At 41.9% G+C, this 13,629-nt stretch carries 10 protein-coding genes; all 10 read right to left on the minus strand.

Annotated features, from left to right (window positions below; all coding sequences use genetic code 11):
- Window positions 1–124: 124 nt before the first annotated feature.
- Window positions 125–1,474 (minus strand): UDP-N-acetylmuramoyl-L-alanine--D-glutamate ligase, encoded by a 1,350-nt coding sequence (gene murD, locus CZ434_RS05030; RefSeq protein WP_077622108.1) that lies wholly within the window; start codon window positions 1,472–1,474, stop codon window positions 125–127.
- Complete coding sequence (gene mraY / locus CZ434_RS05035; protein ID WP_077622109.1) at window positions 1,471–2,457, minus strand: phospho-N-acetylmuramoyl-pentapeptide-transferase; 987 nt, start codon at window positions 2,455–2,457, stop codon at window positions 1,471–1,473. The genes murD and mraY overlap by 4 nt, the downstream gene beginning before the upstream one ends.
- 47 nt (window positions 2,458–2,504) lie before the next feature.
- Entirely contained in the window at window positions 2,505–3,863 is a 1,359-nt protein-coding gene (locus tag CZ434_RS05040; protein ID WP_077622110.1) for a UDP-N-acetylmuramoyl-tripeptide--D-alanyl-D-alanine ligase, read from the minus strand.
- 3 nt (window positions 3,864–3,866) lie between these two features.
- Entirely contained in the window at window positions 3,867–5,348 is a 1,482-nt protein-coding gene (locus CZ434_RS05045) for a UDP-N-acetylmuramoyl-L-alanyl-D-glutamate--2,6-diaminopimelate ligase (RefSeq protein WP_077622111.1), read from the minus strand.
- Window positions 5,349–5,624: 276 nt separating this feature from the next.
- Entirely contained in the window at window positions 5,625–7,565 is a 1,941-nt protein-coding gene (locus CZ434_RS05055; protein ID WP_077622113.1) for a stage V sporulation protein D, read from the minus strand.
- A 92-nt stretch (window positions 7,566–7,657) separates the two neighbouring features.
- The gene (locus CZ434_RS05060; protein ID WP_077622114.1) at window positions 7,658–9,874 is read right to left on the minus strand and encodes a penicillin-binding protein; all 2,217 of its coding nucleotides are present in this window, start codon (window positions 9,872–9,874) and stop codon (window positions 7,658–7,660) included.
- 19 nt (window positions 9,875–9,893) lie between these two features.
- Window positions 9,894–10,274, minus strand: coding sequence for a cell division protein FtsL (gene ftsL, locus CZ434_RS05065; protein ID WP_077622115.1), 381 nt, complete (start codon window positions 10,272–10,274; stop codon window positions 9,894–9,896).
- A complete protein-coding gene (gene rsmH, locus CZ434_RS05070) occupies window positions 10,271–11,251 on the minus strand; it encodes a 16S rRNA (cytosine(1402)-N(4))-methyltransferase RsmH (RefSeq protein WP_077625073.1) in 981 nt (326 codons plus the stop codon). The genes ftsL and rsmH overlap by 4 nt, the downstream gene beginning before the upstream one ends.
- Window positions 11,252–11,287: 36 nt before the next feature.
- Entirely contained in the window at window positions 11,288–11,719 is a 432-nt protein-coding gene (gene mraZ / locus CZ434_RS05075) for a division/cell wall cluster transcriptional repressor MraZ (RefSeq protein ID WP_077622116.1), read from the minus strand.
- Window positions 11,720–11,997: 278 nt separating this feature from the next.
- Window positions 11,998–13,623, minus strand: a complete 1,626-nt coding sequence (bshC, locus tag CZ434_RS05080; RefSeq protein WP_077622117.1) for a bacillithiol biosynthesis cysteine-adding enzyme BshC — start codon at window positions 13,621–13,623, stop codon at window positions 11,998–12,000.
- Window positions 13,624–13,629: the final 6 nt, after the last annotated feature.

The raw sequence follows: 13,629 nt of genomic DNA on the forward strand, positions 1-13,629 counted from the left end.
CGATCTTAAATAATTCAGTTCCATGTATTAAAAAGGCCACCAATAAGATAGAAACGGATTATACGCTATCCTTTGGTGACCTCCTTGACGCGGGAAAGTAGCATGCCTGTCTGTGAACAAGCCCTTACTTTAATGTATGCACAGCTTCAACAAACATGTCTCCTCTTTCCTCAAAAGTTCGGTATTGATCCCAGCTTGCGCAAGCGGGAGACAATAATACAACATCGTTTTCTTCGGAAATCATGTATGCCTTACGTGCTGCCTGCTTTACATTATCGACATATTCAATTGTATCTATTCCTGCTTTTGCAGCAGTATTTTGCAATTTTTCCGCAGTTTCTCCAAATAATACCATGGCTTTTACATGCGTTAGAGAAGGAATCAAGTCATCAAAAGAGTTGCCTCTATCCAACCCTCCCGCCAAGAGGATAATCGGCTGTTCAAAAGAAGATAATGCTTTACTTGTAGCCAGGATATTCGTTGCTTTTGAATCGTTATAGAAGTAACGGCCATTAATCTTGCCGATAAACTGGAGTCTGTGCTTTACCCCGGAAAAACTTGTCAAAACACGTTGGATGCCTTTATTATCGGCTCCGCTCAATTTGGCCGCGCTTACTGCTGCCAAAATGTTTTCCAAATTGTGCTTACCTACCAAAACGATATCCTGCAAGTCAATGATCTTTTCTTCTTTAAAATATAGGTGATGTTCATCAACCCAAGCACCGTCCGGCTGTTTTGAATTTATGGAGAACGGTACCTTGTCAGCGTCTGAACCGTTTGCCAGCTCTGAAATATGAGGATCATCGGCATTGTAGACGACAAAATCTTCATTGGTTTGATTTACCAGGATATTTCCCTTTGCCTGTTTATAATTCTCGAAGTTCTTGTGGTAATCCAAGTGCGCTTCAAATAAATTTAATAATACGGCAACTTTTGGCTTGAATGTTTGAATCCCAAGCAATTGGAAGGATGATAATTCAATCACCATACTTTCTTCAGGCTCAAGAGTTTGAGCCACTTCACATGCAACATTTCCTATATTCCCGGCGATTTGTGCTTTGCGCCCGCTTTTGTTCAGCATTTCATTTATGAGTGTGGTAGTTGTCGTTTTTCCATTAGAGCCTGTTATTCCTATAATCGAGTCGTTAGCAAGTCTGCCTGCAAGTTCCACTTCTGTTATGATAGGAATATTTCTGGATAAAGCTTCGCTGATTAATACATTCTCATATGGAATTCCAGGGTTTTTGACGATAATGTCTATACCGTCAAGGGCCGAAAGAGGGTGGCCGCCAGTTATAACCTCTGCCCCCAGTTCACGAAGTTCCTTTACAACCGGATCGGTATCGTCCGCTTTATAGTCGTTGACCCTTACCTCTTTTTTACTATTAAGAAGAAGTTTTACGGCAGCAGTCCCGCTTTTCGCCAAACCCAATACAAGTATTTTATTATAAGGAAAATTTGTTAAAGTTTTCAATTTGTCCACACCTCGATATAAATGCCAAGTGCTGCAAAAATTATCCCGACTAGCCAGAAGGTCGTAACCACTCTCCACTCAGACCATCCAATCAATTCATAATGATGATGGAGGGGACTCATCTTGAAGACACGCTTGCCAGTTGTTTTGAATGAAATCACCTGAATGATCACCGACAGGGTTTCTATTACAAAAACTCCCCCGATAATAACAAGCAAAATTTCCAATTTAGTTAAGATTGCAATAGCAGCTATAGCACCGCCTAAAGCGAGAGAACCTGTATCTCCCATGAATACTTTTGCAGGATGGGCATTGAATACCAGAAAACCCAACAATGCTCCGACAACAGCTAACGAAAATACGGTCACTTCAAATTGCGTCGTCCCGTACCATGCAAGAATAGCGAAAGCTCCGAAAGCAATCGCTGCTGTACCGGCAAGCAATCCATCTAAGCCATCGGTCAAATTGACTGCGTTTGATGCACCTACAAGCATAAAAAGAATAAGTATGGCATAGCCCCAACCTAAATCCCATTGAAAGTCTGTTCCGGGAATTTGAATATAAGTGGGAAAATCATTAGCTCTCAAGATAAAATAAAAAACAAGTGCGATGATTATTTGACCGGCCATTTTTTGTTTGGATGTAAGACCTAAATTCCGCTTCAGGGCTACCTTGATGAAGTCATCGAGAAAGCCAAGCAAACCGTATCCCAAAAGTACAATTAGCAGCAATACCACTTCATAACTTAATGGGTTTGGATTGAATTTGCTGGTCATAATCAGTGTCGTCACTGCAACACTCAAGAGTATCATCACCCCGCCCATCGTCGGTGTTCCGGTCTTTGCCATGTGTGATTGCGGTCCTTCTTCTCTAATACTTTGTCCAAACTTTAATCTTCTTAAAAAAGGAATAAATACTGGAGAAATCAGGACGGTAATTAAAAAGGCGATAGCCATTGTTACTAACAAAACATATTCATTCATTCTTATTTCCTCCTTTGCTACAAAAACCCGTCCTCTTTTTGCAGTTTTTAATTTGTCATTTCTTCTAACAATTGCTCAAGCTTCATGCCCCGTGATGCTTTAAGCAGAATAAGCGTTCCTTCTGAAAGAAACCCGGAAATGGATTGTTGTAAATCACCCACTGTATTAAAATGAGTCAATTCGATGTCCAATCCCTTTTCCTTGACCGCTTTCGAAATTTCGACAGCATCATGGCCAATAGTCAACAGCACATCGATTTCTTCGGTAATAACTTCCGCAACTTCGCGATGAAGACCTTTTGACCTTTCACCGAGTTCAAAAATATCACCCAGAACCAATACCTTCCTGTCATATGGGGTCATCTTTTTCACTACATTAATCGAGGCTTTCATTGAAGTCGGAGAGGCATTGTAGGCATCATTGATGATAGTAGCACCATTCAAGCCTTCAATTAGCTCAAAACGCATCCCGGTCAGCTGTAGATTGGCCAAAGCTTTCCTCACTTTTTCTTTAGGTATCGAAAGTTTCTCAGCGATTGAGATTGCAAATAATGCATTTTTCACATTATGTTCACCAAGCATCTTCAATCGGAATCTTTCACTTCCCAAAAGAAAGGTAGTGTCCTCTTTCCCCATTTGAAGCTCTCTGGCAACTACTTCATTATCGGTATTGAAGCCGCAAGTCAAAACATTATCCCGTTCTTTCAATTTTGCAAGCAATGGTTCATCACCATCTATCAATAATAGACCATCCGCTTGCATACCGGCGAGTATTTCAGATTTGGCCTGGGCGATACCTTCCCTTGAACCTAAATATTCTATATGCGACTCGCCAATGTTGGTTATCACACCATAATCCGGAAGAGCAATATTTGATAAGACCTCAATCTCCCTGAATTGGCTCATTCCCATTTCCAACACCAGCATTTCCGTCTCCCTGGGCATGGACAGAATAGTCAGCGGCAGTCCGATATGGTTGTTCAGGTTGCCTTGCGTGCGATGTGTACGGTAGTGGGAAGACAATACCGTGCCAATTAAATCTTTCGTAGTGGTTTTGCCATTTGAGCCGGTTACTCCTATAACTACAGGATCGATATTTTTTCTGTATTCGTGGGCAAGTGTTTGCAGCCCTTGGATCGTGTCTTTCACAAAAAAGACGGGGAAATCGTTTGGCAAAAATGACGGCAAAGGCACCCCTTCCGCCCAAAGAGCCGCCACGGCCCCATTGTCAAAAGCCCCCTTGATAAATTCATGACCATCAAACGATTCGCCTTTAATCGGCACAAACAAAGACTTTTCTGCCTTTTTCCTACTATCGGTAGTTACTTCCTGAATAGGGATATCGTTTAATGCGGCTCCTTTGTAATCTTTAAAAATAGTTGCTAAAAAATTTGTAGAAAATAACATGTTCTATTTCTCCTTAGTTAGCTTTTTCTGTATCGCCTCAGCGGCGACTTTCCGATCATCGAAATCAATGATATTTCCATTTACCAGCTGATAAGTCTCATGTCCTTTTCCTGCAATCAGGACAATATCCTCTTCTTGTGCATGATTTATCGCTTTAATTATCGCCGATCTGCGGTCTTCAACCACCAGGAAATTGTCACGGTCAAGCCCCTGAATCATATCTTCCAGAATGGCGGCCGGTTTCTCGGTTCTTGGATTGTCAGAGGTGAAAATGGCTAAATCAGATAGCTTGGATGCCACTTTTCCCATTAATGGCCGTTTTGACCTGTCTCTGTCCCCACCGCATCCTATCACTACGATCACGCGTCCCTTAGCAAACGATTGAATTGTCATTAACACGTTTTCCAAGGAATCCGGTGTGTGGGCATAATCAACGATGACGCCAAATGCCTGGCCTTCTGTTACTGGTTCAAACCTTCCGCTGATTCCATTCGTTTTCTCAAGAGCTTTCTTGATAGTATGTAAAGGAACTCCGGCACATATAGCAGCTGATGCGGCTGCCAGCATATTGTAGATGCTGAATTTCCCCATCAGCCTGCTCGAAATTTTTAATTCTTCCCTAACGTATCGTAATGTGAACTTTACTCCTTCGGCTCCCAACCTTATATTTGAAGCCACCACATCGGCTTCCGAATAAATACCATAGGTAATAACCGGTTGGGAAGTACTATTCATCAACCGTTGACTATAATGATCATCCAGATTTATTACTGCAAACTTTGGCTCTATAGAATCATAACTGTTTCCCAATTGGGAAAACAACAGGCTTTTTGCACGAAAATAATCCTCCATCGAAGTATGATAGTCTAAATGATCCTGGGACAAGTTAGTGTACACAGCAATATTGAAATCACAGCCAAATACCCTTCCCATCGATAAAGCATGGGATGAAACTTCCATGATCGCTGTATCTATTTGTCTTTCAACCATTTTATGAAAACTTTTCTGAAGGAAGAGTGAATCAGGTGTAGTATTCTTCACATTGAAGCACTGGTTATCTATTTTCATCTGGATTGTTCCAATAAGCCCAAGTTTGTGCCTGTGTTCACGCATAATCGATTCAAGCAGATATGTCACAGATGTTTTGCCGTTTGTACCTGTAACGCCGATAAGTCGGAGTTTATCTGTTGGGTAGTCAAAAAATTTATTGGATAGGATTGCCATAGCCCTTACAGTATCGCGAACCATAATAACCGGAATCCGTACGTCAAGAGGTTTTTCAGCAACAATCGCTGCAGCGCCTTTTTCTTCGGCCTGCCGTGCAAAATCATGGCCGTCTGCAGTCAACCCGTTTATGCATATGAAAAGGTCCCCTTTTTTTATATTTCTCGAATCCATTTGAAGTCCGGTAATATCAGTATGACCAAGATTTTGGGGTATAGATGTATAAATGTGCAAAGCCTCGGCAATTTGACTTAATTTCACTAGCTACACATCCTTACTTTCCGCTCTTTAAATTACCATAATCACACCGGCCAATAAACCATACAAATATGTGTTACCCGAAAGTATATGTTTTAATCTTTCAATTTAATCTTTTGTTTTGCCGCTTCAGTGGAACATATCTGGAAATGTATAATTCCTAAAAAAACAAAACGCCGTTTTCCAGCAAAATGAGAAGCCTTCTGATAGGAGTAAACATCATTCCAAAGAAGTTCCACCTTATTATAACAGAACTTTTTTCCTGGCACGATTCTGGGATTAATTTTCATCTGGTTTTTTGTCTGCCAGGTATATTCTGACCGTCTCGCCTTCTGCAACTTTTGATCCAGCTGCAGGAGCCTGATCAATAATATATTGACCGGAACCATTTGCTTCGATGGAAAGGTTCACCATATACTCCGTCAAATCTTTCTTATTCAAACCAATCAAATCAGGAACTTCTACCAATGGTGTATCAGGCCATTGATATTCTTTTTCCAGACCATCTTTTCTTTTTTCGACTCCCAAAGCCATTAAGCTGTCACCAATGATATTGCCTACAATGGGAGCGGCCACAACCCCTCCGAATTGGACGGTGTTTTTGGGATTATCTACTGCGACATAAACGACGATTTCTGGATCGTCAGCAGGGGCAAAGCCTATAAAAGAAACAATATGGTTATTGCTCATGTATTTCCCATCTTCTCCGACCTTTTGGGCAGTTCCCGTTTTACCGCCGACGCGATAACCCTCGACGTAAGCACTCCTACCTGTCCCCTTTGCCACTACACTCTCAAGTGCTTCCCTGATTTGCTTGGAAGTATCATTGGATATAACTTTTCGAACCAATGTGGGTTCCGTTTTTTTCAACACTTCATTCGTTTTGCTGTCGATCCATTCCTCTGCCAGATAGGGTTCATATAAATACCCGCCATTGACAGCGGCTGCAACTGCCATAACTTGTTGAATAGGCGTAACAGATACACCCTGCCCAAAAGCTGTTGTAGCTAATTCGACAGGCCCCACGTTTTCGGGTTTAAAAAGTATCCCTCTTCCTTCGCCCTGCAAGTCTATCCCTGTTTTTTGACCGAATCCAAAATTATCGATATAGGAGAACAATTTATCTTTCCCTAGTTTTTCTCCCAATGCAATGAAGCCGGGGTTACATGAATTTTGGACAACTTCCAAGAAAGTCTGATGCCCATGGCCTCCCCGCTTCCAGCAATGAAGGGTTGCGCCGCCGACTTTCACTGAACCCCCATCATGAAACTCATCCTCATGCAGGTCGACCACTTTTTCTTCAAGCGCTGCAGCGAGGGTGATGATTTTGAAGGTCGAACCCGGCTCATACGTACTCCAGATTGGAAGGTTCCGGTTATATATGGAGGCTTCCGTTTGCTGATAATTTTCAGGATCGAAGTTCGGGCGTGAAGACATACCTAATACTCCCCCTGTTTTGGGATCGACAGCGATCGCTAAAGCCCCGTCCGGATTATATTTCGAAACGGCTAAATCCAATTCCCGTTCAATTATTGTCTGCACACGAGTGTCAATGCTCAATTTCATGTTGTTTCCATCGACTGGTGCTTTATAAACATCTGCTAAATTAGGCATTCTCTGACCTTTCGCATCGGAAAAATAGGACAGACTTCCTTTGGTTCCGCTCAGAAAATCGTTATAATACAATTCCAAGCCCATTAACCCCTGGTTATCTATTCCACTGAATCCTAATACATGGGATAAATAGTCACCATTTGGATAATGCCTCTTAGAGTCCTCGGCAATATAGACACCATCCAATCCAAGTGTCCTGATGGCTTCAGCCTTATCTTCTGAGATTTTTCTGCCCTCAGGATGAATCCTTACGATATTCTCATTTTTGGTTACTTCATTAAAAGCATCTTCCTCCTCCATCCCCAGAATTTCAGCCAGGTACTTAGCTGCTTTTTCTGGTTCTTTTACTTGACGGGGAACGACCATGACTGTAGGAGCAGACACATTTTCAGCCAGCACTTCGCCATTCTTGTCCAATATTTTTCCGCGTTCAGGTTCGAAAGTAATGTCACGGCTCCAAGATTCTTTGGCTTCTTCCATCAACCATTCTCCCAGCACGAATTGGACATAACCAAGGCGAATATCAATAATCGCAAATATTAAAATTCCCAAAAGAAAAACAGTGACTAAACGTTTTCTCATCGTAACATTGGATACGCGCTTCATAGAACCTCTCCTAACTTACAAAGGTTTGCTTGTATCCAATATATGAAAATGAGAAAACAGATAGAACACTGCTTTTCCGCTACATACCTGCGTTATTCAACCGTTTCGTTTTGTTCCTCCTGGTCTGAATCAGGCTTTTCGTCTTTTTCACGAACTCCAGAAGAGGAAGGTGGACTGAATTCAACAACCAAGTATTCTTCCCCTTTCAGGGCAGTCCCGACTTTTATGCTTTGTTTCTTTGCAAAACCGTTCCCCATCGTTTCTACATCCAGCTTCAATAAATCTGCTAGTCTTAAAACATCCCTGACAGACCAGCCGCTGATATCCGGCATGGTTGGTTCATCAGTAACCAACAACACTCTTTCGTTCGGCAGGAATTCATGATCAGCATCACCACTAACCGATTTCACTTCTTTCCCCTTGCCAATCTGGGTTACTTGAAGGCCGAGCGATTCCAACTCTTGTTTTGCTTTTTTCGATGACATGGATTCGACATCCGGAATGTTTATCGTTTTCACTTCATGTTCACTATCCTGATCCGGCTCGATATTAAGATAATGCAAGCCATTCTCCATGACATTCTTAAAGATAAAAGATACAGGCGCAGATCCGTGTTCCCCTACTTTTAATTCGGGCTGTTTTACAGATACAATCATCATTAACTGCGGGTCCTCCTTGGGAGCCATGCCCAAAAAGGAAAAAATGTGATTTTCCGAGCCTGTCATGTAGCCTCCACCATTCGGATTAGGTATTTGTGCTGTGCCGGTTTTGCCCGCAACCGAATAGTCATTCAAATCATAGATTCCGTGACCTGTGCCATTTTCCGATGTAATAACTGTTTCAAGGATATCTCTTACTTCTTTTGCCGTCTCTTCAGATACTGGCTTCCCTTTCGTTTCAGGTTGTTTCTCTTCAAGAACTTCCCCCGACTCGGAGTCGACGACTTTGGAGATAACATAAGGTTGAAGCATTTGTCCATTGTTGGCGATTGCTGAAGCCGCCTGCATTTGTTGGATAAGGGTTACGGTAGTCCCCTGTCCGTATGAAGCAGTGACTTTTTCGATTGGCCAGTCGTACAGAATCCTGCCGGCTTGTTCATTCGGTAAGTCTATGCCTGTCTTCTTATCGAAATCGAAATCTTTTAAATAATCCAGGAATTTGTCGGCCCCGATTTTTTCATAAACCAATTTTGCTGCTGCTACGTTTGAAGATCTTTGAATACCTTCCAGAAAACTGATGGAACCCCATCCGCTTGGTTTATGGTCATGGATGGCAGTATTCATATCGTCGTTCTGATATTTGCCAGATTGATAGAATTCATCCGGGTTGAATACACCTTCCTCTATGGCAGCTGCCAATGTGAATATTTTCATGGTAGAGCCTGGTTCGAACGGATTCGACACAGCATCATTGTACCAATTTTGAACCTCTCCAAGATCATTTGGATTGTAGCTTGGCCGATTCCCCATTGCTAGTATTTCTCCTGTTTTCGGATCCATTACAATAGCAGAAATCCGCTCGGGGTTATATTGTTCTTGTACTTCAGACATGGAATCTTCCAACAGGGTTTGAATCTTCTGATCAATCGTCAGAAAGACATCTTCTCCATTATCGGCTTTTTTGACGACCTCATCAGGGTTCAGCAATTTTGTATTATAGTTATCCCTTTTATAGGAAATATGTCCATCAGTCCCGGACAGGACGTCGTTTAACTGTCTTTCGATTCCGTTCATTCCCGATATTCCTTCTTCACCGCTTTGGGCCAGTCCAATTATATGAGAAGCGAACATACCATTCGGATAATATCGTTTCGTTTGTTGTGTGAAATTAATACCGGGCAAATCCAAAGCCTCAATTTCTTCCTTTGTCTCCTGGCTTAATTCTTTTCCGTTTGCCCCGAATTCGACTTGAAATAGATCTTTTTCTCTCCCTTCTTCAAGAATGGATGTTATTTCAGAAACATCCATATTTAAAAGGGGAGATAACTTTTCTGCAGTTTCTTTTATGTCTTTGACATGTTTAGGAGCTTCAAGGCCCTCTGAATAACTTTCATCTACAACAGCTGATAGTCGGTATGTAGCCCGATCATAAGCCAAAACCATGCCATTCCTGTCGAGGATTTTGCCTCTTTCAGCTTTAACGGTATAACTGTTTGTCCGTTTTTCGTCGGCCCACTGTTGTAATGAAATGCCTTCTACCTCTCCGGTACCTTGAATATAAAGAAACCGTCCTGTTATTACTAAAAATACTGCGATGAAGACTAGCATGAACACCGTTGCCATGACATGTGTTGTCTTATTCTTCTTCACGTCACCTCTCCACCTTTATTCAATTGGAAATCTTTGTGGCTTGTTTTACTTCGGCGTTTTGGATTTTCAACCCATTATCTTTCGCTATATCAAGAATTCGATCGGGATTGCTCAACTCTTCCACTTTATATTCGAGATTGCTATTGATTTCCTGCTGCTTGTCAACATTCTGCTCAAGTGATTGGAGATCCCTGTTTAAAGAGTCCGTTGTGTTACTGAAAGATACGGTGAAATACAATCCAACGACCATCACACCACTAAACAAAGTATACAGGATTTTTTCTCCAGTTGTAACCCATCTTTTTTTATGTATCTTGACTTTTACTTGTTTTTTCTTTTCCGGACTTCCGTGGGTCTGTTCCCAACTTTGTTGCCAATTTTTTACTGGTGCTGAACTCATCTCTTATTCCACCCTTCTTGATACTTGAAATTTTGATTCCAAGGTTTTATTTTCTCTAAAATTCTGAGTTTTGCAGATCTTGCTCTTCGATTTGTCTCTAGCTCATTATCGTCTGGAAGAATTGGTTTTCTATTTATTTGCCTGAATGGAGGCTTACTCTCTTCAGGGATAATCGGGATATTCTTCGGCAAAGGCGGAGTACTGCTCCACTTTTTGAAAGCTTGTTTACAAAGCCTGTCTTCAAGGGAGTGAAAAGTAATAACAGAAAGCCTTCCGTCTATTGATAACACTTCTGCTGCTTGATGGAGCGCTTCGTCGAAAGCATTCAATTCATCGTTTACGGCGATTCTGATTGCTTGAAATACCCTCTTACCTGGATGCCCTCCTTTTCTCCTTGCAGGAGCAGGAATCGCTTCTTTTATGATCTCCACTAGCTCGAAAGTTGTTTCAATCGGTGTTATTTCTCTTCTCTCTTCAATCTTTCTGGCAATCTGTTTGGAAAAATTCTCTTCACCATATCTGTAAAAAATTTTGACAAGCTGTTGATATGACCAGTGATTCACCACTTCGTAAGCAGTAAAGTCTTGATTTTGATCCATTCGCATATCAAGTGGTGCATCGTTATGGTAACTGAATCCCCTGTCTGCCTGATCAAGCTGTGGAGAGGAAACCCCTAAATCAAACAAAACACCATCTACTTCCTTAACCCCTATCTTCTCTAATTGTTCTTTAAGGTTTCGGAAATTTGAATGGACATATACCACTCGATCGCTGTAATCTGTCAATTTTTCTTTTGCTGCCGCCAAGGCATTTTCGTCTTGATCAAAAGCTATCAACTTGCCTCCGGGACCAAGCTGCCGGGCTATCAATTCTGAATGGCCACCACCGCCTAAAGTACAGTCAACATATGTACCCTCAGCATGTATGTTCAATCCGTCGACAGCTTCCCGTTTTAAAACACTAACGTGCTCAAACATTTTTTCACCTGCTTTAACATCATTCATTGCTATTTTTTAGATATCAAAATCCATCATATTCTCGGCTATCTCCGCAAATGATTCTTCTGACTCTTCTACATATGTTTCCCACTTGTTTCCTGCCCAGAATTCAATTCTGTTGGATACACCGATGACCACGCATTCCTTATCTAGTTCTGCATATTTCCTCAATGGTGCCGGGATGTTTATCCTTCCCTGTTTATCTATTTCACATTCAACTGCTCCTGAGAAAAAAAATCTTGTGAAGGCACGAGCGTCTTTCTTTGTCAGTGGCAGCTTTTTCAATTTTTCTTCGAGGAGGCGCCATTCGTTTTCCGGGTATGCAAACAAACATTGATCCAACCCACGGGTCAGTACAAAATTGTCTCCCAATCCATCTCTGAATTTTGCAGGGACTATTATGCGGCCTTTTGTATCAATATTATGTTGGAATTCCCCCATAAACATATAGTCCGCCCCCACTTTCTATTTTCATCCTACCACAATCCCCCACTATTCACCACTCATTTTTTTCGTAAAATTTTTCACTGGAATTGCATGTTTGGACAAAAGTTTTAAGTCTGTCGGTGACGGCTTTCATCAAGATACTTTGCTCAGTGGCCCTTCCCTGTCGTTTCTTGCATTAAACCAATAAATAAAAAAACACTTGGCGGACATGAGTCCGGCCAAGTGTTTGCTATTCACCATTCCCCGAAGTGGAGGAAAGTGGGTGGTATATGCCGCAATTATAAAAAAGCGGCGTAATGCTCTTTTTGATAATCGTAGTCGTATTCAATCAGTTCATCCAAGAAGCCTCTGCCATACCGGTTTATCCATGCCAGGACATTCCAGCTCCGTTCCTGTAATCCGCCCTCTGGGTGAAGCATTAATTGAATGTGATCATAATCGCTGATTGTTTTGCTGTGTTTTGCTTGTAATGCCTTAAAAACTCTGCGCTCCAGGTAATCAATGTCATTGAATAGATAAGCTAAATTCTTTTCTGCCACATCGTCCAAATCATCACTTATATCTGCGGCAGCTTTCCGTAAAGGTTTGTGAGCCACTTCGACCGTCTTTTTCAACTGATCGGCTATTTCCTTTATCGGTGGTGACATTTGGGAGGACAGCCAATTGATTTTTTCGGTATCGACGCCCTTCCCCACAGCATCCGTTGCGGTGATGGACAATTTCTCCATCCTTTTCTCCAACTGACGGTCAATCAGCGTCAACGACAACCTCGGCAATACAGGGGGCATTAGCAGGGTCAAAGCATGGAAAGCTGTTTTTAACACGGACCAGTATCCAACTTCACCAGGGCCTGCAATGAATGCGAGTGTAGGGAACAAAAACTCCTGCATCAATGGCCTTGTCACCACATTGTTGCTCAGTTTTTCCGGAGTATTTCTTGCGATGTCTATCAATTCCTCTGTAGTGAATTCACACTCGCCCTGTTTCCCTTTCCAAAGGCCATCGGTATCTTTGAACAATAGAACTCTTTCTCCATCTATATGATAAAATATATGGCCGGCATCTTCTTCCGCGTCCATGGCAATTGGATAGCCATTCCCATTGCTATCGTTTAGTGAACGATTAACACCGCTGCTAATAATCGGTTGTTGTTCAATCATTTTGACAAAATGCTCACCCTCTAATTTCCGGAGATTGGGATCTCCAGAATCGATCAGTACAAGCCCATGCCCGTCAAGTAGCCGGAACGTTATTCTGGCAAAAAAATCTACATAGGTAACAGATTGTTCCAATAGTGCTTCCAATTCCTCTAACAGACTGCGCGTATATTCTGTTTCTGTCTGGCGTTGGAAAACTCGCTTTAACCATTTGTAACCAGCCTCCTTATCCATTTCAAGGTCGGAAACTGATTTTTTTTCCACCACATTATGATCAATTTTGATTTTTTTCATATTGGAGGAATCTTCGGCCATAATATGGTTTATTTCCGCGAAGTCATGATCTTCCCCCGCAATCCAGAAAACCGGAACTACAGGTATTTGCAACTGCTTCTCTTGTTCATGAGCGAAGTTAATAATGGAAATCATCTTATGTATGGTATATAAAGGTCCTGTCAGTAACCCCGCCTGTTGTCCACCGATAACAACGACACTGTCGGGATTCCTCAGTCTGTCAATGTTCGCCATCGTAGAATCGGGCGCATGCCATTTTTTATTTGCCTCTTCCAGAACAGCTGCCAGGCCAGCACGATCATAAACACGTTTGTTTAAATCAGAGACCCTTTTAGAATATGTATCGGAATCGAAAGGATTATAGTCGAATTTTTGGTGGATATATTTGTCTCCATTGCGGTAACCAGCCATGAGCCGGCTTTGAGTATTAAGATTTATCGGGTCAATCCGCATCTAATA

This window comes from Sediminibacillus massiliensis, assembly GCF_900156915.1.
Classification (GTDB): Bacteria; Bacillota; Bacilli; order Bacillales; family Amphibacillaceae; genus Sediminibacillus_A; species Sediminibacillus_A massiliensis.

What these genes read in the sequence shown, in the direction of transcription:
- rsmH (WP_077625073.1), bottom strand. Translation starts at nt 11,251, where the DNA reads ATGTTTGAGCACGTTAGTGTTTTAAAACGGGAAGCTGTCGACGGATTG.
- mraY (WP_077622109.1), bottom strand. Translation starts at nt 2,457, where the DNA reads ATGAATGAATATGTTTTGTTAGTAACAATGGCTATCGCCTTTTTAATT.
- CZ434_RS05055 (WP_077622113.1), bottom strand. Translation starts at nt 7,565, where the DNA reads ATGAAGCGCGTATCCAATGTTACGATGAGAAAACGTTTAGTCACTGTT.
- bshC (WP_077622117.1), bottom strand. Translation starts at nt 13,623, where the DNA reads ATGCGGATTGACCCGATAAATCTTAATACTCAAAGCCGGCTCATGGCT.
- ftsL (WP_077622115.1), bottom strand. Translation starts at nt 10,274, where the DNA reads ATGAGTTCAGCACCAGTAAAAAATTGGCAACAAAGTTGGGAACAGACC.
- CZ434_RS05040 (WP_077622110.1), bottom strand. Translation starts at nt 3,863, where the DNA reads ATGTTATTTTCTACAAATTTTTTAGCAACTATTTTTAAAGATTACAAA.
- mraZ (WP_077622116.1), bottom strand. Translation starts at nt 11,719, where the DNA reads ATGTTTATGGGGGAATTCCAACATAATATTGATACAAAAGGCCGCATA.